This is a genomic window from Burkholderia sp. LA-2-3-30-S1-D2, assembly GCF_001523915.2.
Lineage (GTDB): Bacteria > Pseudomonadota > Gammaproteobacteria > Burkholderiales > Burkholderiaceae > Burkholderia > Burkholderia diffusa.
On sequence record NZ_CP013384.1, the window covers coordinates 3,362,899 to 3,383,773 of the forward strand.

Sequence of the window (20,875 nt, forward strand, 5' to 3'; positions counted from 1 at the left end):
CTGCGCCGCCCGCGCTGCCCGCGCCGCCGCCGCCGCCGCCGCAATCAGTCAACGCTACCCAGTTTCTGTCCATGTCCAAAAGGCCACACGAGGCGCCCGCACTCACCGCTCACGAGGATCACCCCGGCTGGCGCGCCTATCTGAACACGCACATGCTGATCTGCGTGTTCCTGGGCTTCACGTCGGGGCTGCCGCTCTTCACGCTCGTCTACCTCGTGCAGGCATGGCTGCGCTCCGAGGGCGTGAACCTGAAGGAAATCGGCCTGTTCGCGCTGATCCAGTTCCCGTATACGTGGAAGTTCCTGTGGGCGCCGCTGATGGACCGCTACATCCCGCGCCTGCCCGGCTGGCGGCCGGGACGCCGGCGCGGCTGGCTGCTGCTCACGCAGGTGCTGGTCGCCGGCGCGATCGCCGCGCTCGGCTTCGTGTCGCCGCGCGACTCGATCTGGACGGTCGCCGCGCTCACCACGCTCGTCGCGTTCTTCGGCGCGAGCGCGGACGTCGTGATCGATGCCTACCGTCGCGAGCTGCTGCGCGACACCGAGCAGGGCCTCGGCAACGCGATACACGTGAACGCGTACAAGCTCGCCGCGCTGATCCCCGGCTCGCTCGCGCTGATCCTGTCCGACCACATGGCGTGGGACGTCGTGTTCGCGATCACCGGCGCATTCATGCTGCCGGGCATCCTGATGACGCTCGTCGTGCGCGAGCCCGAGGTGATCGGCGCGCCGCCGCGCAACCTGCGCGACGCGATCGTGCTGCCGTTCCGCGAATTCATCCAGCGCGACGGCTGGAGGGGTGCGCTGCTCGTCATCGCGTTCATCTTCCTGTTCAAGATCGGCGACACGATGGCCACCACGCTGTCGACGTCGTTCTTCCTCGACATCGGCTTCACGCGCACCGAAATCGGCATCGTCGCGAAAACCACCGCGCTCGTCGCGAGCGTTGCCGGCGGCATCGTCGGCGGCATCTGGCTCGTGAAGATCGGCATCGGCCGCGGGCTGTGGATCTTCGGCGCGCTGCAGATGGTGTCGACGCTCGGCTTCGCGTGGCTCGCGCAGGTCGGCCCCGGCTCGCCGGTGCTCGCGGTGCTTTACGACTTCACGGTCGCGGCAAGTCACGCGCTTGCGTCGCTCCTGTCGGTCTTCGGCTTCGAGGTCACGCCGCATCTGAGCCCGATGACGGTCGCGCTCGCGCTCGTCTACGCCGCCGAAACGTTCACCACCGGCCTGACGATGGCCGCGTTCGTCGCGTATATCGCGAGCACGACCGATCCGCGCTACACGGCCACGCAGTTCGCGCTGTTCACGAGTCTCGCGTCCGTGCCGCGCACGCTCGCCTCGGCCGCGAGCGGCTTCATCGTCGCGAAGATCGGCTGGTTCGACTACTTCATCGTGTGCACCGCGCTCGCGATCCCCGGCATGCTGCTGCTGTTCAAGATCGCGCCGTGGAACGGCACCGCGCGCAACGGCGAGGCCAGCCGTGCGCAATGATCGACTGCATCGCGCGGCACGCGTCGCCGCCGCGCTGAGCGTCGGCATCGCGACGCTCGGCGCGGCGGCAAGCGTGCATGCGACCGACACAAGTGCGGCTGCGGCCGGCTCCGCGCCCGCCGGCGCGCCGGCTGCGCCGTCCACGCCCGCCGCTCCGGTTGCGCAGTCCGCCGCCGAAGCCGCGCAGCCGACCGGCGCCGCCGCGCCTGCGAAGGCCTATACGCCGACGTCGCAGCAGGTGCGCTACGGCAACGCGATCGCGTTCCGCACGCTGATCCCGTCGCCACTGCTCGAGCAGCTCACCACGAGCGAATACGCGCAGATCGTGCAGGCGGCCGCCGACAGCGACCGTCTGCTGCCCGCCAACCAGCCGCGCGTGAAGCGACTGCGCGCGATCGTCATGAAGCTCGCGCCGTATTCGGTGAAGTGGAACGATCGCGTGAAGAACTGGGCATGGGACGTCAACGCGATCCGCTCGCGCGACATCCGCGTCACGTGCCTGCCGGGCGGCAAGGTGCTCGTGTACGGCGGGATGCTCGATCGCGTCCGCCTGAACGACGACGAGTTCGGTGTGCTGCTCGCGCACGGCATCGCGCATGCGCTGCGCGAACACGCACGCAGCAATTTCAGCACGACGTCGCAAACGTCGCTGCGCGCGGCCTCGCTGCCGCCGCTGTTCGGCGTCGGCGAGCCGCTGCCGCAGGCGCTGAACCTCGGCGCGCGTCTGCAGACGCTGCGCTACGACCCGACCGACGAAACCGAAGCCGACGTGATCGGCGGCGACATTGCCGCCCGCGCGGGCTTCGATCCGCGCGCGGCGATCACGCTGTGGGACAAGCTAGCGGCGGCGACGCGCGCGAACAGGACCTCGGGCTTCATCTACATGCATCCGTACAACGCCGCGCGGCGGCAAGATCTGCTGAACCGCCTGCCGGACCTGATGCCGCTGTATGCGAAGGCAGTCGGCAAACGGGTCGACACGCTCCCCGACTACGCGGGCATCAGCGCGCAGCGGCGCAAGATCGTGCGGCGCTGAGCGGCGCATCCGGCGGCTTCCCCGCCGCGCATCGCCGGCGCGCGTCAGCGGCGTATGAGGCCTGGCGCTACGCGCCGACTTCCGACTCGACGGGCCGGCTGCCGCTTTCGCGCATCCAGCGCACGTCGTCTCCCGGGCTGCGGCCGAACAGCCGCTTGAACTCCCGGCTGAACTGCGACGCGCTCGCATAGCCGACCCGCGCCGCGGCGGCACCTGCCCCGAGACCGTCCTGCACCATCATCAACCGCGCCTGGTGCAGGCGCGCGGCCTTTACGTACTGCATCGGTGACGTCGCCGTCACGTGCTTGAACTGCGCGTGAAACACCGCCAGGCTCATCCCGGCCTCGCGCGCGAGCGTCTCGACGTCGAGATCGGCCTTCAGGTCCGCATGGATGCGCCGCAGCGCCTTCGCGATGCGGCCGAAGTGATGCTGCTGGACGAGCGCCGCGCGGATCGCGTCGCCCTGCGCGCCCGTCAGCACGCGATACGCGATCTCGCGCATGATCGCCGGCCCGAGCACGCACGTGTCGTGCGGCGACGCGAGCACTTCGAGCAGCCGCACCACCGCGTCGGCGAGCGGCGCATCGAGCGGCGTCGAACAGACGCCGTGCGGCTCGCCGACCGCCGCACCGAGCGTCTCGTCGAGCAGGATCGCGAGCTCGGCGATCACCGCGAGATCGACGCGGATCGAGATCGCGAGAAACGGCTCGTCCATGCTCGCAAAGGTCTCGCATTCGAACGGCAGCGGCACCGACAGCACGAGATACTGCTGCGCGTCGCAGACGAACGAGCGATCGCCGAGATAGCCGAGCTTGCGGCCCTGGCACACGACGATGATGCTCGGCTCGTACAGCACCGGCATGCGCGGCACCGGACGACTCACGCGGATGAAGCGCACGCCGTCGAGCGCCGCCAGCGTATCGCCGTCGTTCGGTGCGAGACGCGAATGCAGCTCGATCATGCGGCGCCGCACACGGTCGCCCGCGTCGTCTGAAAGGGGCTGGAAGCTCATCGGCGTCATCCTGTCCTGCAAGAGAATCAGGCTCGCAATGTAGCACCTTGAAAGCGTTTTTACGGCCGTTCGCGCGCAATTCGAGAGGAATAGGCAAATCTTCGAGACCTTCGTGTATTTCGCCGACGCCGCTCGCTCCTTACGATGGGCACCTGTCTCGCCGCGTCGCCACATGACGCGGCGGCAGTCTGATTCGCCGGATGTTTTCCCGGACAAGGAGCCCCTGCATGAGCACAACCTACGCTTACGCGGCGACCGACGCGCAGTCACCGCTCGCCCCGTTCGAATTCCAGCGCCGCGCGCTGCGCGACCTCGACGTCCAGATCGAGGTGCTCTACTGCGGCGTCTGCCACTCGGACCTGCATCAGGCCCGCAACGAATGGCGCAACACGATCTACCCGGTCGTGCCGGGCCATGAAATCGTCGGCCGCGTGACCGCGACCGGCCCGCAGGTGTCGCGCTTCAAGGTCGGCGAGCTGGTCGGCGTCGGCTGTCTCGTCGATTCGTGCCGCACCTGCCCCAGCTGCGCGGAAGGCCTCGAGCAGTATTGCGAGAACGGCTTCGTCGGCACCTACAACGGCCAGGATCGCGTGACCGGCGATGTCACGTACGGCGGCTATTCGACGCAGCTCGTCGTCGACGAGGCATTCGTGCTGCGCGTGCCCGAGACGCTCGACCCGGCCGGCGCCGCGCCGCTGCTGTGCGCGGGGATCACGACCTATTCGCCGCTGCGCCAGTGGAACGTCGGCCCCGGCAAGAAGGTCGGGATCGTCGGCCTCGGCGGGCTTGGCCACATGGGCGTGAAACTCGCGCGCGCGATGGGCGCGCACGTCGTGCTGTTCACGACGTCGCCGTCGAAGATCGAGGACGGCAAGCGCGTCGGCGCGCATGAAGTGGTGATCTCGAAGGACGAGGCGCAGATGAACGCGCACCTGAACAGCTTCGATTTCATCCTGAACACGGTCGCCGCGCAGCACGACCTGAACCCGTTCCTGCACCTGCTGAAGCGCGACGGCACGATGACGCTCGTCGGCGCGCCGGAGCACGACCATCCGTCGCCGCAGGTGTTCAACCTGATCTTCAAGCGCCGCCGCCTCGCGGGCTCGCTGATCGGCGGGATCGCGGAGACGCAGGAAATGCTCGATTTCTGCGCGAAGCATGGCATCACGTCGGATATCGAGACGATTCCGATGCAGCAGATCAACACCGCTTACGAGCGGATGCTGAAGAGCGACGTGAAGTACCGGTTCGTGATCGACATGGCGTCGATCAAGCAGTAAGCCACGCGCCAAACGAAACGGGCCGCATGTTCGACATGCGGCCCGTTTTGCATCCGGCGACCGAACGGCCCGACGGCTACGCGCGTGGCGGCGCCGCGCCGACGATCACTTCTTGTAGTCGTAATCCACCGTCAGCGGCGCGTGATCGCTGAACTTGATGTCCTTGAAGATCGACGTGCTTTTCGCGGTACCGGCCACGCCGGGCGTCGCGATCTGGTAGTCGATCCGCCACCCGACGTTCTTCGCATACGCCTGGCCGCGGTTGCTCCACCACGTGTACTGCTCGGGGCGCTGGTCGAGCGTGCGGAACACGTCGACGTAGCCGACATCGTCGAACAGCTTCGTGAGCCACTCGCGTTCTTCCGGCAGGCAGCCCGAGTTCTTCTGGTTGCTCTTCCAGTTCTTGATGTCGATTTCCTTGTGCACGATGTTCACGTCGCCGCACAGGATCACCTCGCGCTTCTTCTTCAGCTCGGCGAGGTGCGGCATGAATTCGTCCATGAAGCGGTACTTCGCCTGCTGGCGCTCTTCGCCGCTCGAGCCGGACGGCACGTACACCGACACGACCGACAGCTTGCCGTAGCGCGCCTCGACGTAGCGCCCCTCGGAATCGAATTCGCTGCTGCCGAAGCCGATGATCACGTCATCGGGCTCGTGGCGGCTGTACACGCCCGCGCCGCTGTAGCCCTTCTTCTCGGCGTGGTGGAAGTAGCTCCTGAAGCCGTGCGGCTCGACGAATTCGGCCGGCAGGTCGTCGGCCGATACCTTGATTTCCTGCACGCACACGCAATCGGCGTTCTGTTCGCCGAGCCATTCGAAGAAGCCCTTCTTCGCGGCGGAGCGGATGCCGTTCAGGTTGGCGGTAATCACTCGCATCATGTCGGGTTCCGTTGTTCAGTTCAGTTCGATGTTGTTACAGGATCGCAGGCTAGCGGATCTTCACGCCTTCGAGCTCGGGCTTCGGCAGCGGGAATTCCAGCTTCATGTCGGTCATCGTGCGCAGCAGCAGCTCGGCGATCATCACGTTGCGGTGCGTCTTCGAGTCCGCCGGGATCACGTACCACGGCGCATGCTCGGCCGACGTCGCGGCGAGCGTGTCGCGGTACGCGGACTGATATGCATCCCAGCGCTTGCGCGCATCGAGATCGGAGATGTCGAACTTCCAGTGCTTGGTCGGATCGTCGATACGCGCCTGCAGCCGCGCGCGCTGTTCGTCCTTCGAGATGTGCAGGAAGCACTTGATGATGGTCGTGCCGTTCTCGACCAGCATCGTCTCGAAATCGCGGATCTGCCGGTAGCGGCGCTCGCACTCCTTGCTGTCGATCGCGTCGAGCACGCGCGGCACGAGCACGTCTTCATAGTGGCTGCGGTTGAAGATCGCCAGCTCGCCCGCGGCCGGCGCTTGCGCATGCACGCGCCACAGGAAGTCGTGCGCGGCTTCGATCGGTGTCGGCGCCTTGAACGACACGACGCGCAGGCCGAGCGGATCGACCTCGCGGAACACGGCGCGCACGGTGCCGTCCTTGCCGCTGGTATCCATCCCCTGCAGCACGAGCAGCACGCGCTTCTTCTGCTGCGTGTGCAGACGTTCCTGCTGCACGTCGAGCTCGATCGACACGGCCGACAGCCGTTCGCGGTCGGCATCCTTCGACCCCGACGAGAACGGCTTCGCGGCCGGGTCGAACGCATCGAGCGTGAATGCGGCGGCTTCCTTCTCGCGCGTGCTGTACGGCACGCGGAAATCGTCGAGCGACGGTTGTTTCGCCATTCGTTCCTCCGTTGGACGGTGCAAGGCACACGCGCACACGATAACGCATGCACCAAAACGACGGGCCGCCCCGAACAGGTTCGGCGGCGGCCCGTCGTCAGGCGCGGTTCAGGCGCGCGGCCATGCTCAGCCGAGCTTCTTCTTCAGCAACTCGTTGACCTGCTGCGGATTGGCCTTGCCCTTGGTCGCCTTCATCGCCTGGCCGATCAGCGCGTTGAACGCCTTTTCCTTGCCCGCGCGGAATTCCTCGACCGACTTCGCGTTCGCCGCGAGCACCTCGTCGATGATCGCCTCCAGCGCGCCGGTGTCGGAGATCTGCTTCAGCCCCTTCGCATCGATGATGCGATCGGCCGCGCCTTCGTCGGTCGCCTTCTCGTCCCAGATCGTCGAGAAGATTTCCTTCGCGATCTTGTTCGAGATCGTGCCGTCGGCGATGCGCTGCAGCACGAGTGCGAGCTGGGCCGCCGATACCGGAATCGCGTCGATCTCGATGCCGTCGCGGTTCAGCTGCGACGACACGTCGCCCATCAGCCAGTTCGCGGCGATCTTCGCGTTCGCCGCGCCGGCCTTTGCGACCACGGCCTCGAAATACGCGGCCATCGCCTTGCTCGACGTGAGCACGCCAGCGTCGTACGCGGACACGCCGTACTGCTCGACGAAGCGCTGCTGCATCGCGGCCGGCAGCTCGGGCATCCCGGACTGCACGCGCTCGACCCAGTCCTGGCCGATCACGAGCGGCATCAGGTCGGGATCGGGGAAGTAGCGGTAGTCATGCGCGTCTTCCTTGCTGCGCATCGAGCGCGTCTCGCGCTTGTCCGGATCGTAGAGGCGCGTTTCCTGCACGACTTCGCCGCCGTCCTCGATCAGCTCGATCTGGCGGCGCACTTCGTAGTTGATCGCTTCCTCGAGGAACCGGAACGAGTTCAGGTTCTTGATCTCGGCGCGCGTGCCGAACTTCTCCTGGCCGACCGGCCGCACCGACACGTTCGCGTCGCAGCGGAACGAGCCTTCCTGCATGTTGCCGTCGCAGATGCCGAGCCACACGACGAGCGCGTGCAGCGCCTTCGCATAGGCCACGGCCTCGGCCGCGCTACGCATTTCCGGCTCGGTGACGATCTCGAGCAGCGGCGTGCCCGCGCGGTTCAGGTCGATCCCCGTCATACCGGCGAAGTCTTCGTGCAGCGACTTGCCCGCGTCTTCCTCGAGGTGCGCGCGGGTCAGGTTGACCGTCTTCTCGTACGCTTCCTTGCCGGCCTTTTCGTTGGCGGGCACCTGGATCGTGATCGAGCCGCCCTGCACGACCGGAATCTCGTACTGGCTGATCTGATAGCCCTTCGGCAGGTCGGGGTAGAAATAATTCTTGCGCGCGAAGATGCTGCGCGGCGCGATGGTCGAGCCGATCGCGAGGCCGAAGCGGATCGCGCGTTCGACCGCGCCGCGGTTCAGCACCGGCAGCACGCCCGGCAGCGCCAGGTCGACCGGGCAGGCCTGCGTGTTCGGCTCGGCGCCGAACTGCGTCGACGCGCCGGAGAAAATCTTCGAGACGGTCGACAGTTGCGCGTGCGTCTCGAGACCGATGACGACTTCCCATTGAGTCATATGCTTACACCCCCGCCGGAACTTGCTTGTGCCAGTCGGTCGCGCGCTGGAACGCGTCGGCGACCTGCAGCATCCGGGCTTCGTTGAAATAGTTGCCGATGATCTGCAGACCGACCGGGCGCTTCGCGTTCGCGCCGGCGCCGAAGCCGCACGGCACGCTCATGCCGGGCAGGCCTGCGAGGCTCACCGACAGCGTGTAGATATCCGCGAGATACATCTGCACCGGATCGTCGCCCTTCGCGCCGAGATCCCATGCGACCGTCGGCGACGCCGGGCCCATGATCACGTCGCAGGACTTGAACGCTTCCTGGAAATCGTTCGCAATGATGCGGCGGATCTTCTGCGCCTGCAGGTAGTACGCGTCGTAGTAGCCGTGCGACAGCACGTAGGTGCCGACCAGGATCCGGCGCTTCACCTCGGGGCCGAAGCCTTCGGCGCGCGACTTCTTGTACATGTCGAGCAGGTCGCCGTACTGCGCGGCGCGGTGGCCGAAGCGCACGCCGTCGAAACGCGACAGGTTCGACGACGCCTCGGCCGGCGCGATCACGTAATACACGGGGATCGACAGTTCCGTCTTCGGCAGCGACACCGGCACGAGTGTTGCGCCGAGCGCCTCGTATTGCTTGAGCGCCGCGTCGATCGACGCGCGCACGTCGTCGGCGAGGCCGTCGCCGAAGTATTCCTTCGGCAGGCCGATGCGCAGGCCCGCGAGCGGCTTGCCCGCATCGTTGCCCGGCGCCCACGGCTGGCCGAGGTGGCGCGTGAAGTCTTCATCGTCGCGCTCGAGGCTCGTCGAGTCGCGCTCGTCGAAGCCGGCCATCGCATTCAGCAGCAGCGCGCAGTCGGACGCGCTCTGCGCCATCGGGCCGCCCTGGTCGAGCGACGACGCGAACGCGATCATCCCGTAGCGCGACACGCGGCCGTAGGTCGGCTTGATGCCCGTCACGCCCGCGAACGACGCGGGCTGGCGGATCGAGCCGCCGGTGTCGGTGCCGGTCGCGGCCGGCGCGAGGCGCGCGGCGACGGCGGCCGAGCTGCCGCCCGAGCTGCCGCCCGGCACGGCGTTCGTGTCCCACGGGTTCTTCACCGCGCCGAACGCCGAATTCTCGTTGGACGAGCCCATCGCGAACTCGTCCATGTTGGTCTTGCCGAGCGTGACCATGCCGGCCGCCTGCAGGCGGGCGACGACGGTCGCGTCGAACGGGCTTTCGTAGTTCGCGAGCATCTTCGAGCCGGCGGTCGAGCGCCAGCCGCGCGTGACGAACACGTCCTTGTGCGCGATCGGCAAGCCGGTCAGCGCGCCGCCCGCGCCGCGCGCGAGTTCGGCGTCGGCGGCCTTCGCCTGCGCGAGGGTGAGCTCGGCGTCGACATGGACGAACGCGTTCAGGTCGCGTGCCGCGTCGATCCGTTTCAGGTAGAGCTGCGCGAGCTCGACGGCCGAGCATTCCTTGGCGGCGAGCGCGGCGCGCAGTTCGGTCAGGCTTTTTGCGTGCATTGAGTGGTTTTCCTGGGAATTCTGGGTGGCGCGCGGCGCGAAGGCGGCGCGCTTGTCATCGAATGCTTACTCGATCACCTTCGGCACGAGATAGAGGCCGTCCTGGACGGCCGGCGCCGGACGCTGGTTGTCGTCGCGATTGACGACTTCCGTCACGGCGTCGTCGCGCAGGCGCTGCGCGACTTCCTGGATCTGTTCGATCGGGTGGGCGAGCGGCGCGATGCCGGCGGTGTCGACCGCCTGCATCTGCTCGACGAGGCCGAAGAATTCATTGAGCTGGCCGAGCGTATGCTCGGCGTCGGCGTCGGCCATTTCGAGTCGCGCCAGGTGCGCGATGCGTTTCACATCGGTCAGGGTCAGGGCCATGCGATCACCGGAAAAACAAGGCTGCGCAGCGCATGAAAACCGCGCTGCGGCGGGGGGTTGGAGGGTGCGATCCCACCCTCAAAAATCAGGGCCGAAGCGGCAAAAATACCGTCCGTTTCGATTCAAATACCGAGAAATTATAAGGTATCATTACGCGTTCGACCCAAACCCGGCAGCCTTTTCCCGCACCGTTTCGCCCCGCTTCGGCAAGCCGTGCGTGCTTCGTGCGATCCCCGGTAGCCATCACTCGCAGCTTCGTGCGCCGCGGCGGCCGCTTCCGCCACGCTTCCCGAGGCTGTTATTTTTTCCGCTGCCGCCCTCAGCGTTCGCTATGCAGGGCCGGCCCAGAGCGAAACAGGATTCTGAATGTTCGGTTTTTTGCGCAGCTACTTCTCCAACGATCTGGCGATCGACCTCGGCACCGCAAACACCCTGATCTACATGCGCGGCAAGGGCATCGTGCTCGATGAGCCGTCCGTCGTGTCGATTCGCCAGGAAGGCGGCCCCAACGGCAAGAAGACGATCCAGGCGGTCGGCAAGGAAGCCAAGCAGATGCTCGGCAAGGTGCCGGGCAACATCGAGGCGATCCGCCCGATGAAGGACGGCGTGATCGCCGACTTCACCGTCACCGAGCAGATGATCAAGCAGTTCATCAAGACGGCACACGAGTCGCGCATGTTCTCGCCGTCGCCGCGCATCATCATCTGCGTGCCGTGCGGCTCGACCCAGGTCGAGCGTCGCGCGATCAAGGAAGCCGCGCATGGCGCCGGCGCGTCGCAGGTCTACCTGATCGAGGAGCCGATGGCGGCTGCGATCGGCGCGGGCCTGCCGGTGTCGGAAGCCACGGGCTCGATGGTCGTCGACATCGGCGGCGGCACGACGGAAGTCGGCGTGATCTCGCTCGGCGGCATCGTGTACAAGGGCTCGGTGCGCGTCGGCGGCGACAAGTTCGACGAGGCGATCGTCAACTACATCCGCCGCAACTACGGGATGCTGATCGGCGAGCAGACGGCCGAGGCGATCAAGAAGGAAATCGGCTCCGCGTTCCCGGGCTCCGAAGTCAAGGAAATGGAAGTGAAGGGCCGCAACCTGTCGGAAGGCATTCCGCGCAGCTTCACGATCTCCAGCAACGAAATCCTCGAAGCACTGACCGATCCGCTGAACCAGATCGTGTCGTCGGTGAAGATCGCGCTCGAGCAGACGCCGCCGGAACTCGGCGCCGACATCGCCGAGCGCGGGATGATGCTCACGGGCGGCGGTGCGCTGCTGCGCGACCTCGATCGCCTGCTCGCGGAAGAAACCGGCCTGCCGGTGCTCGTCGCCGAAGATCCGCTCACCTGCGTCGTACGCGGTTCGGGCATGGCGCTCGAGCGCATGGACAAGCTGGGCAGCATCTTCTCGTACGAGTGATCGCCTAAGCAGTCCCGTTTGATATGACGCACCCGCGGCGTGGCCGGATCGCTCGTTCAGAACGAACCGCCACGCCGTTTGCGCGTCTGAGCATTATTTAACCGATCCCACGCGCCCGGCGCCGACCATGGAATACAGTCCGCCGCCCCTCTTCAAGCAAGGTCCGCCCGCGCTCGCGCGGCTCATCTTCTTCGTCGCCCTCGCCATCGCGCTCCTCGTGTCGGACGCGCGCTTCAGTACGCTCGAAATCGTCCGCGGCGTGCTGGGCACCGTGCTGTACCCGCTGCAGCGCGCGGCGCTCGTGCCGCGTGACTTGTTCATGGGCGCGGCCGACATCGCCGTCACGGGTGCATCGCTGCGCCACGAGAACGACGCGCTGCGCAAGCGCAACCTGCAGCTGTCCACGCAGGCCAACCAGGCCGCGGTGCTCACGCAGGAAAACATGCATCTGCGCGCGGTGCTCGAGCTGCGCCAGCACATCGCGACGCAATCGACGCCCGTCGAGATCCAGTACGACACCAGCGACCCGTTCACGCAGAAGATCGTGATCGGGCAGGGTTCGCAGCAAGGCATCCAGAACGGCGCACCGGTCGTCAGCGAGGACGGCGTGATCGGTCAGATCACGCGCGTGTTCCCGCTGCAGGCCGAAGTCACGCTGATCACCGACCGCGATCTCGCGATCCCCGTGCAGGTGCTGCGCACCGGCCTGCGCAGCGTGATCTACGGGACGCCGAAGGGCGATTCGCTCGACCTGCGCTTCGTGCCGACGAGCTCGGACCTCGTCGCCGGCGACGAACTCGTCACGAGCGGCCTCGACGGCGTGTACCCGCCGGGCCTGCCGGTCGCGAAGGTCGTGCGCGTCGACAAGCTCGCCGATACCGCATTCGCGCGCGTGACCTGCGCGCCGGTCGCCGCCGTGCGTGGCGCGCGCCAGATGCTCGTGCTGCACTACCAGAACGACGTCCCGCCGCGCCCGGTCGAGCCCGACCCGGCCGCCGAGAAGAACGCGAAGGGCAAGAAGGGCGCCAAGGCCGCCGCGAAGGGCGACAAGGCAGAAAAGGCCGACGCGAACGCGAAGGCGGCCGCCGCGGCCGCGCCCGGCGCGCAACCCGCGCCGTCGGCACCCGTCGCTCCGGCCAAGCCCGCCGTCGCGCCCGCGAAGCCCGCGGCCGGGCAACCAGGAGCCCAGCGATGAACCGCCCGCAATACATCCTGCAGCCGGTCAACCCGTATTTCATCGTCTTCAGCCTCGCCGCCGCGTTCCTGCTGAACCTGATGCCGTGGGGCCGCCTGCCGGGCGTGCCCGACTTCGTCGCGCTCGTGCTGCTGTTCTGGAACATCCACCAGCCGCGCAAGGTCGGGATGGGTGTCGCGTTCGCGCTCGGCATCCTGATGGACGTGCATGACGCGGGGCTGCTCGGCGAGCACGCGCTTGCCTATACGCTGCTGTCGTACGGCGCGATCACGATCCACCGCCGCGTGCTGTGGATGCCGATCGGAGTACAGGTGCTGTACGTCACGCCGCTGCTCGTCGTCGCGCAACTGGTGCCGTTCGTGATCCGCCTCGTGATGGGCGCCGCGTTTCCCGGCTGGCGCTATCTGGTGGATGGCTTCGTCGAGGCCGCGCTGTGGCCGATCGCGAGCCACCTGCTGCTGATGCCGCAACGCCGCCCGGTCGACCCGGACGATACGCGCCCCATCTGAGCCGGACCGACCTTGAATACCTGCCGCCCCCACACCCGCGCGCCGCGCTCCGGGGCGGCTCCTCGCCCGCGCGTGGTCGCCGCGCACGGGCCAGATCGATCGTAACCGCATGACCGAATTCAACGACACCCAACAGCAGCTCTCGAAGTTCCGCCTGCGCGTCGCGGCGGCGGGCGTGTTCGTGTTCGTCTGCTTCGGGCTGCTCGCGAGCCGCTTCTTCTACCTGCAGTTGATGCAGCACGGCAAATACGCGCTGCAGGCCGAGGAAAACCGCATCTCGGTCGCGCCGATCGTGCCGAACCGCGGGATCATCACCGATCGCAACGGCGTGGTCCTCGCGAAAAACTATTCGGCGTACACGCTCGAGATCACGCCGTCGAAGCTCGACGACACGCTCGACAACACGATCGACAAGCTGTCCGCGATCATCCCGATCGACGCGCGCGACCGCCGCCGCTTCAAGAAGCTGCAGGAAGACTCGAAGAACTTCGAGAGCCTGCCGATCCGCACGCGCCTCACGGACGCGGAAGTCGCGCGCTTCACCGCGCAGCGCTTCCGCTTCCCCGGCGTCGACGTGCGCGCGCGCCTGTTCCGCCAATATCCGCTCGGCACGACCGCCGCGCACGTGATCGGCTACATCGGCCGGATCTCGAAGCGCGACCAGGATCGCATCGACGCGATCAGCGACGACAACGACAGCGACCAGGAACACTACGATCCGCGTCGCGACGCGAACAACTACAAGGGCACCGACTACATCGGCAAGATCGGCGTCGAGCAGAGCTACGAAACCGAGCTGCATGGCCTCACGGGCTTCGAGGAAGTCGAAGTGACGGCCGGCGGCCGGCCCGTGCGCACGCTGTCGCGCACGCAGGCGACGCCCGGCAACAACCTCGTGCTGTCGCTCGACATCGGGCTGCAGCAGGTCGCCGAGCAGGCGTTTGCCGGCAAGCGCGGCGCGCTCGTCGCGATCGAGCCGAAGTCGGGCGACGTGCTCGCGTTCGTGTCGTCGCCGAGCTTCGACCCGAATTCGTTCGTCGACGGCATCGACCAGCAGACCTGGGACGAGCTGAACAACTCCACCGACAAGCCGCTCCTGAACCGCCCGCTGCACGGCACCTACCCGCCCGGCTCGACGTACAAGCCGTTCATGGCGCTGGCCGGCCTGACGCTCGGCAAGCGCTCGCCGGGCTGGGGCTTCCAGGATCCCGGCTACTTCACGTTCGGTGGTCACACGTTCCGCAACGACGTGCGCTCGGGCCAGGGCTGGGTCGACATGAACAAGGCGATCATGGTGTCGAACGACACCTACTTCTACATGCTCGCGCGCGACCTCGGCGTGAACGCGATCGCGAACTTCATGAAGCCGTTCGGTTTCGGCCAGATCACCGGCATCGACATCCAGGGCGAGGCGCGCGGGATCCTGCCGTCGACCGACTGGAAGAAAAAGGCGTTCAAGAAGGCCGCGCAGCAGAAGTGGTTCGACGGCGAGACGATCAGCCTCGGGATCGGCCAGGGTTACAACTCGTTCACGATCCTGCAGCTCGCGCACGCCACCGCGACGCTCGCGAACAACGGCGTCGTGATGAAGCCCCACCTCGTGAAGGAGGTCGAGGATCCGATCACGCGCGTGCGCCATCTGACCGTGCCGAAGGAAAGCGAAACGATTCCGCTCAAGCAGGCCGACATCGACGTGGTGAAGCGCGGGATGGAGAACGTGATCGAGAACCCGTCCGGCACCGCGTACAAGGTGTTCCGCGGCGCGCCGTACCTCGCGGCCGGCAAGACCGGCACCGCGCAGGTGTTCTCGCTGCAGGGCTCGAACTACAAGGGCCACCTGCTCGCCGAGCACTTGCGCGACCACGCGCTGTTCATCGCGTACGCGCCGGTCGACCATCCGCAGATCGCCATCGCGCTGATCGTCGAGAACGGCGGTTGGGGCGCGCAGGCCGCGGGCCCGATCGCGCGCCGCGTGCTCGATTTCTACCTCGTCGATCGCCAGAAACCGGAGAACGAGGCGGCCGCCGTCGCCGCTGCTGCGTCGGCGACCGAGCCGATCAACGCGCCGGTGATCGGCGATGCCTCGAAGACCGTGTCCGTCGCGGCCGGCTTCAAGGCGCTTCCCCAGCCCGTCGTGCCGGTCGCGGCCAGCGCGGCGGATGCGGCATCGGCCGCGTCGGCGCCCGATGCATCGGGCGCGGCCGGGGCAAGCGCGGCGCAGCCCGCCGTCGCGAGCGCAGCAGCGCCGATGGCTGCGAGACTGCCGCCGATCCGGCGCCCGCACCGGCCTCGCCGGCCCGCCAGCGACGCGCAGCCGCTCGCCACCGCGCCGCGCGACGACAACTCCCGTGCCCCGGCCGCCGCGAAAGCGGCGAACGTCGGCACCGCTCATTAACGGAGAAAGGCATGCAATTCGACAAGCGCGCCTGGCTCGACAAGATCAAGCAGATGTTCGCGGGCTTCGACCGCCCGCTCGCCCTCATCGTGTTCCTGCTGCTGTGCGTCGGCATCGTCACGCTGTACAGCGCGTCGATCGACATGCCGGGCCGCGTCGAGGACCAATTGCGCAACATCCTGCTGACGTTCGTGCTGATGTGGGTGATCGCCAACATTCCGCCGACGACGCTGATGCGCTTCGCGGTCCCGCTGTATTCGTTCGGGGTCGCGCTGCTGGTCGCGGTCGCGCTGTTCGGGATGACCAAGAAGGGCGCGAAGCGCTGGCTGAACGTCGGCGTCGTGATCCAGCCGTCGGAAATCCTCAAGATCGCGACACCGCTGATGCTCGCGTGGTATTACCAGCGCCGTGAAGGCGGGCTGCGCTGGTACGACTTCGTCGCCGCGTTCGGGATCCTGATGGTGCCGGTCGGGTTGATCGCCAAGCAGCCCGATCTCGGCACGGGCCTGCTCGTGTTCGCGGCCGGCTTCTTCGTGATCTACCTCGCCGGCCTGTCATTCAAGCTGATCGTGCCGGTGCTCGTCGCGGGCGTGATCGCGGTCGGCTCGATCGCCGTGTTCGAAGAGCGCATCTGCCAGCCCGAAGTGCAGTGGCCGCTGATGCACGACTACCAGAAGCACCGTGTGTGCACGTTGCTCGACCCGACCTCCGACCCGCTCGGCAAGGGCTTCCATACGATCCAGGCCGTGATCGCGATCGGCTCGGGCGGTGTGCTCGGCAAGGGCTACCTGAAGGGCACGCAGGCCCACCTCGAATTCATTCCGGAGAAACACACCGACTTCATCTTCGCGGTGTTCTCGGAGGAATGGGGGCTCGTCGGCGGCCTCGTGCTGCTGACGCTCTACATGGCGCTGATCGCGCGCGGGCTCTACATCGCCGCGCAGGGCGCGACGCTATTCGGCCGTCTGCTCGCGGGCTCGCTCACGCTCGCGTTCTTCGTCTATGCGTTCGTCAACATCGGGATGGTGAGTGGCGTGCTGCCCGTCGTCGGCGTGCCGTTGCCGTTCATGAGCTACGGCGGCACCGCGCTCACGACGCTCGGCATCGCGATCGGGATGATCATGAGCATCGGGCGACAGCGGCGGCTGATGAAGAGCTGACGCCGCGCACGACACGCAGTCGCCAGCGGAGCAGTCGCGGCAATGAAAAACGGCGCACGAGGCGCCGTTTTTCATTGGGCAGGTCGAATGCAGTGCGTGCCGCCCGCTCACTACGGCGTCGCGCGCGGGTTCCCATGGTCCGCGCCCGATGCCGGCTCCTGCGTCTTCAGGCGCGCGCTCAGCTCCTTGAATTTCAGCCCGGCCGTCTCGTCGCCCTGCGCGGCCGCGGCCGCGTAATACGCGCGCGCGATGTTCAGGTTCTGCGTGACGCCGTCGCCGCCGCGCTCGTAGAACGACGCGGTCACGTACTGCGCGGTCGGCTCGCCCGCGTCGGCTGCCTGCTTGTACCACGCGAACGCCTGCCGGTTGTCGCGCTGCGTGCCGCGCCCGTCGAGGAACTGGTTCGCGAGCGACAGCTCGGCCTGCACGTGCCCCTGCTTCGCCGCACGCAGGAACCAGCGGTGCGCTTCGGCCGGATTGCGCGCGACGAACTCACCGTCGTCGAACATCCGCCCGTACACGTATTGCGCATGCGACATATTCGCGTCGGCCGCCCGCTTCAGCCAGCGCAGCCCTTCGTCGACGTTCGCGGTCACGCCGACGCCGGTGAGCAGCATCATCGCGTAGTTGAACTGCGCGAGGCGGTCGCCGCGTTCGGCCGCGTCGTGGAACTGCACCAGCGCCGCGCGATAGTCGCCGGCGTTGTAGTCGGCCACCGCCGACTGCGTCTCGCGCGCCGGGTCCGGCTTCGCATGCGGCGCATTCTGCGCGACCGCCGCGACGCACACGGCCCACAGCCCGAGCATCGCGCCGATGCGCCCGCATACGCCGGCCGTACGCCGCACGCGTCCGGACCCCGCGCCGTCGCTGCCGTTCATGACCGCACCTCCTGCAGCGCCTGACGCGTCGCACGCAGCAGCCAGCTCACGTCGGCCGACAGCGTGATCATCCGGTAGCCAGCCTCGCGATACTGACGCGCGGTTGCCGTATCGTTCGCGAAGATGCCGACCGCGACGCCGGCCTGCTTGCCGGCCGCGAGCACGCGCGCCATCGCGGTTTCGACGTCCGGGTGGCGGCTGTCGCCGAGATGCCCGAGGCTCGCCGCCAGATCGGCCGGGCCGACGAACAGGCAGTCGACGCCCGGCGTCGCGGCGATCCGCTCGACTTCATCGATGCCGCGCGCCGATTCGATCTGCACGATCACCGCGACCTGCGCATTCGCCGTCTGCAGGTAATCGCGGCGCATGCCGAACGCCGCCGCACGCACCATGCCGGCCACGCCGCGCAGCCCGTCGGGGGAATCCGGCGACGGGAAGCGCGTGAGACGCACGGCGTGCGCGGCCTCGTCGGGCGTCTCGATGCACGGGAACATCAGCGTGCGCGCGCCGGCGTCGAGCGCGCGCTTCACGAGCCACGGCTCGCGCCCCGGCACACGCACCACGGGCTCGCTCGGCAGGTGCGCCGCCGCCAGCGCGCGCAGTTGCGACGCGACGTCGCGGCTGTCGTTCGGCGCGTGCTCCATGTCGATGCAGAGCCAGTCGTAGCCGGCGTGCGCGAGCGCTTCCGCGACCGAATCGCTGCCGAGCGACAGCCACAGGCCGTACAGCGGCTCGTCGCCGTCGTGCAGACGTTGTTTGAGGGAATTGGTGAGCGTGCTCATCGATACGGCCTCCTGGACGGAACGGCAATCGAACGGGACAAGCAACAAGCAAAGCGGGCGTAACACGCCGGGCCGCCATGCACGGCGGCACCGGACCGGGGCCCTGAACGTTGGTCGGACGTAGGCGGCCGATCTGACAGCGCGGGTCGCGCGGATGCGTTTTCCGGTGCCACGCAACGATCATAGCGCGGCGTTACGCGGAATGTGGAAGCAGGTGGAAAGCGGCGCCGGACGAGGCCGCACGGCGCGGTGGCAGGCAGCCCGCACCGGTTGGCGAGGCTGCCGAAAGGGCAATATCAGCGGCCGGGCTGGCGCTCGACGTCGGCCCAGCAGTTCGGCGTTTCGTACAGACGCACACGTTCCAGGCGCAGGTTCACACCGTAGTGCGCGTCGTACACGTTCGCGAGGATGTCGAATGCGATCGCCGCGAGGTTCTCGACGGTCGGGATGCGGTCGAGCACGACGGTCTTGTGGTCGGCCATCTGCTCGAGGAACGAGCGCACGACTTCGTCGCGCGCGTAGACCAGGAACGCGTGATCCCACTTGTTGACGAGGTGCTCGACCGCGAGCGCCTTCACGTCGGCGAAATCCATCACCATGCCGCGGTCGGGCGCCCCCTCGGTATCGACGAGATCGCCGCGCAGCGTGACTTCGAGCACATAGCGATGGCCGTGCAGGTTCCGGCACTGGCTGCGGTGATCGGGAATGCGGTGGCCCGCGTCGAATTCGAGTTTTCGGGTAATCAGCACGATGTCAAAAGCCGTGGCTCAGGGAATGTTCAGATATTTGTGGGTCTGCATCGACAGCCGCCACTGCGGATGCCGCTTGCACCAGTCGATCGCGAGCTTCGTATTGAGATCGCGCGACGGGCCGTCCATCGGCTGCACGAGAAAATACTCGAAATCGAGCTTCGCGTAGTCGGCAAGCCGCTGGTTGTCCTGCGGGATCACGACCTTCAGTTCGTTGCCCTTCGTGACGACGAGCGGCGCGTCGGCCTTCGGGCTCACGCAGATCCAGTCGATCGTCTCGAGCACCGGCAGCGAGCCATTGGTCTCGATCGCGATCTCGAAGCCTGCCGCATGCAGCGCGTCGACGAGCGGCTGGTCGAGCTGCAGCATCGGCTCGCCGCCCGTGCAGACGACGAAGCGATGCGCTTCGCCGTCCGGCCACAGGCCGGCGATCGTCGCGACGAGCGCTTCGGCGTCCTTGAACTTGCCGCCGTTCTCGCCGTCGGTGCCGACGAAGTCCGTATCGCAGAAACGGCACACGGCGTCCGCACGATCCTCTTCGCGGCCCGACCACAGATTGCAGCCGGCGAACCGGCAGAACACGGCCGGACGGCCCGCGTTCGCGCCCTCGCCCTGCAACGTGTAGAAAATTTCCTTGACCGCGTAAGTCATCGTGCTTCGTCCGGCTTGCGCCGCTCGTTGTCGATCAGAATCCGTTATTCATCCAGCGCCGCCGACGCACCCGCGTCACAGCGGCGCTTCGGTCACCCGCTCGCCCTTCAGGTAAGCCTCGTAGCCACGCTTGCGCAGCTTGCAGGCCGGGCATTCGCCGCAGCCGAAGCCCCAGTCGTGCAGTTCCGCGCGCTCGCCCACGTAGCACGTGTGCGTCTCGACGCGGATCAGTTCGACGAGTGCCTCCCCGCCGAGTTGCTCGGCGAGTTGCCAGGTCTGCGCCTTGTCCAGCCACATCAGCGGGGTCTCGAGCACGACACGCGTGTCCATGCCGAGGTTCAGCGCGACCTGCAGCGCCTTCATCGTGTCGTCGCGGCAGTCCGGGTAGCCCGAGAAATCGGTCTCGCACATTCCGCCGACCAGCACGCGCAGACCGCGGCGATAGGCGATCGCGGCCGCGATCGTCATGAACAGCAGGTTGCGGCCCGGCACGAACGTGTTCGGCAAGCCGTTCGCCGAGGTCTCGATCTCGATCGTGCGCGTCATCGCGGTATCGCTGATCGCGCCGAGCACCGACAGATCGATCATGTGATCGTCGCCGAGGCGGTCCGACCACGCCGGAAACTTGCGCTTCAGCGCTTCGCGCACGCCTTCGCGACACTCGAGTTCGACGCGATGACGCTGGCCGTAATCGAAGCCGAGCGTCTCGACCGTCTGGTAGCGTTCCAGGGCCCAGGCCACGCACGTGGCGGAATCCTGCCCGCCGGAAAACAACACGAGCGCGCCGTCTTTAGCGTCTGTCCGAATCACCGTGATACTCCGTGAATGTGTAGGCTCGCGTCGCACTGCGCCCCGAGGCCGGCTGCCGCCGGGCGGCCCGACGCGGCCGGCCTGCGCCGGCCCGACCAGTATAGGCAGCGCGGTCGGCCGCGAATGCGGCGGCGCGCTTATACCGCTCATCGCGCGGCATCGTTGCCGCGCACCACGGCAGGCGCGCCACGGGCGACCGGCCATGCGCATGAAGCGATGCGCTAAGTCATTGAGCAGGCACGGATTTTATCATGCCCCGGCGAATGCTGCCGGGCACGCCGCCCACG

19 protein-coding genes are annotated in these 20,875 nt (G+C 67.3%); 8 read left to right on the plus strand and 11 right to left on the minus strand.

The annotated features are described in order from the left end of the window. The first annotated feature begins 71 nt into the window (after window positions 1-71). Both WS66_RS28665 and WS66_RS28670 read left to right on the plus strand, forming a co-directional pair. Window positions 72-1,493, plus strand: a complete 1,422-nt coding sequence (locus WS66_RS28665) for an AmpG family muropeptide MFS transporter (protein WP_059607480.1) — start codon at window positions 72-74, stop codon at window positions 1,491-1,493. Next, entirely contained in the window at window positions 1,483-2,529 is a 1,047-nt protein-coding gene (locus WS66_RS28670; RefSeq protein ID WP_059607482.1) for a M48 family metallopeptidase, read from the plus strand. The genes WS66_RS28665 and WS66_RS28670 overlap by 11 nt, the downstream gene beginning before the upstream one ends. A gap of 67 nt (window positions 2,530-2,596) precedes the next feature. Here the strand turns inward: WS66_RS28670 and WS66_RS28675 are convergent, their stop codons facing one another. Next, entirely contained in the window at window positions 2,597-3,541 is a 945-nt protein-coding gene (locus tag WS66_RS28675) for an AraC family transcriptional regulator (RefSeq protein WP_059607550.1), read from the minus strand. Between the two features lie 227 nt (window positions 3,542-3,768). Here WS66_RS28675 and WS66_RS28680 point away from each other — a divergent pair, with 227 nt between their 5' ends. Further along, a complete protein-coding gene (locus WS66_RS28680) occupies window positions 3,769-4,821 on the plus strand; it encodes an NAD(P)-dependent alcohol dehydrogenase (RefSeq protein WP_059607484.1) in 1,053 nt (350 codons plus the stop codon). 105 nt (window positions 4,822-4,926) lie between these two features. Here the strand turns inward: WS66_RS28680 and WS66_RS28685 are convergent, their stop codons facing one another. The 5 genes from WS66_RS28685 to gatC form a co-directional block, all read right to left on the minus strand. After that, entirely contained in the window at window positions 4,927-5,700 is a 774-nt protein-coding gene (locus WS66_RS28685) for an exodeoxyribonuclease III (RefSeq protein WP_059607486.1), read from the minus strand. 49 nt (window positions 5,701-5,749) lie between these two features. Beyond that, window positions 5,750-6,589, minus strand: a complete 840-nt coding sequence (locus tag WS66_RS28690; protein ID WP_059607488.1) for a PPK2 family polyphosphate kinase — start codon at window positions 6,587-6,589, stop codon at window positions 5,750-5,752. Window positions 6,590-6,715: 126 nt separating this feature from the next. Next, window positions 6,716-8,188 carry an Asp-tRNA(Asn)/Glu-tRNA(Gln) amidotransferase subunit GatB gene (gatB, locus tag WS66_RS28695; RefSeq protein ID WP_059607490.1) on the minus strand — a complete coding sequence of 491 codons (1,473 nt, stop codon included), beginning with the start codon at window positions 8,186-8,188 and terminating at the stop codon, window positions 6,716-6,718. 4 nt (window positions 8,189-8,192) lie between these two features. Next, window positions 8,193-9,683 carry an Asp-tRNA(Asn)/Glu-tRNA(Gln) amidotransferase subunit GatA gene (gene gatA / locus WS66_RS28700; RefSeq protein WP_059607492.1) on the minus strand — a complete coding sequence of 497 codons (1,491 nt, stop codon included), beginning with the start codon at window positions 9,681-9,683 and terminating at the stop codon, window positions 8,193-8,195. A gap of 66 nt (window positions 9,684-9,749) precedes the next feature. Next, window positions 9,750-10,049: an Asp-tRNA(Asn)/Glu-tRNA(Gln) amidotransferase subunit GatC gene (gene gatC, locus WS66_RS28705; protein WP_006407213.1), complete on the minus strand. Its 300-nt coding sequence runs from the start codon at window positions 10,047-10,049 to the stop codon at window positions 9,750-9,752. A 366-nt stretch (window positions 10,050-10,415) separates the two neighbouring features. On the opposite strand from gatC, the gene WS66_RS28710 reads away from it, so the two are divergent. The 5 genes from WS66_RS28710 (at window position 10,416) to rodA (ending at window position 16,718) form a co-directional block, all read left to right on the plus strand. Beyond that, window positions 10,416-11,459, plus strand: coding sequence for a rod shape-determining protein (locus WS66_RS28710; RefSeq protein ID WP_004189550.1), 1,044 nt, complete (start codon window positions 10,416-10,418; stop codon window positions 11,457-11,459). Between the two features lie 127 nt (window positions 11,460-11,586). Then, window positions 11,587-12,654, plus strand: coding sequence for a rod shape-determining protein MreC (mreC, locus tag WS66_RS28715; protein ID WP_059607494.1), 1,068 nt, complete (start codon window positions 11,587-11,589; stop codon window positions 12,652-12,654). Beyond that, window positions 12,651-13,163 carry a rod shape-determining protein MreD gene (mreD, locus tag WS66_RS28720; RefSeq protein ID WP_009687274.1) on the plus strand — a complete coding sequence of 171 codons (513 nt, stop codon included), beginning with the start codon at window positions 12,651-12,653 and terminating at the stop codon, window positions 13,161-13,163. The genes mreC and mreD overlap by 4 nt, the downstream gene beginning before the upstream one ends. 109 nt (window positions 13,164-13,272) lie before the next feature. Further along, window positions 13,273-15,558, plus strand: coding sequence for a penicillin-binding protein 2 (gene mrdA / locus WS66_RS28725; protein WP_059607496.1), 2,286 nt, complete (start codon window positions 13,273-13,275; stop codon window positions 15,556-15,558). Window positions 15,559-15,569: 11 nt separating this feature from the next. After that, window positions 15,570-16,718 (plus strand): rod shape-determining protein RodA, encoded by a 1,149-nt coding sequence (rodA, locus tag WS66_RS28730; protein ID WP_059607498.1) that lies wholly within the window; start codon window positions 15,570-15,572, stop codon window positions 16,716-16,718. A gap of 110 nt (window positions 16,719-16,828) precedes the next feature. On the opposite strand, the gene WS66_RS28735 is transcribed toward rodA, so the two are convergent. The 5 genes from WS66_RS28735 to queC form a co-directional block, all read right to left on the minus strand. Further along, the gene (locus WS66_RS28735; RefSeq protein WP_059607500.1) at window positions 16,829-17,596 is read right to left on the minus strand and encodes a tetratricopeptide repeat protein; all 768 of its coding nucleotides are present in this window, start codon (window positions 17,594-17,596) and stop codon (window positions 16,829-16,831) included. Continuing rightward, entirely contained in the window at window positions 17,593-18,378 is a 786-nt protein-coding gene (locus tag WS66_RS28740) for an HpcH/HpaI aldolase family protein (protein ID WP_059607501.1), read from the minus strand. Before WS66_RS28740 ends, WS66_RS28735 begins: the two co-directional genes overlap by 4 nt. A 296-nt stretch (window positions 18,379-18,674) precedes the next feature. Then, the gene (gene queD, locus WS66_RS28745; protein ID WP_044847357.1) at window positions 18,675-19,127 is read right to left on the minus strand and encodes a 6-carboxytetrahydropterin synthase QueD; all 453 of its coding nucleotides are present in this window, start codon (window positions 19,125-19,127) and stop codon (window positions 18,675-18,677) included. 18 nt (window positions 19,128-19,145) lie between these two features. Then, on the minus strand, window positions 19,146-19,778 hold the full coding sequence (queE, locus tag WS66_RS28750) for a 7-carboxy-7-deazaguanine synthase (RefSeq protein ID WP_059468636.1): 633 nt from the start codon (window positions 19,776-19,778) through the stop codon (window positions 19,146-19,148). A gap of 75 nt (window positions 19,779-19,853) precedes the next feature. After that, window positions 19,854-20,588, minus strand: a complete 735-nt coding sequence (gene queC, locus WS66_RS28755; protein ID WP_059607503.1) for a 7-cyano-7-deazaguanine synthase QueC — start codon at window positions 20,586-20,588, stop codon at window positions 19,854-19,856. Window positions 20,589-20,875: the final 287 nt, after the last annotated feature.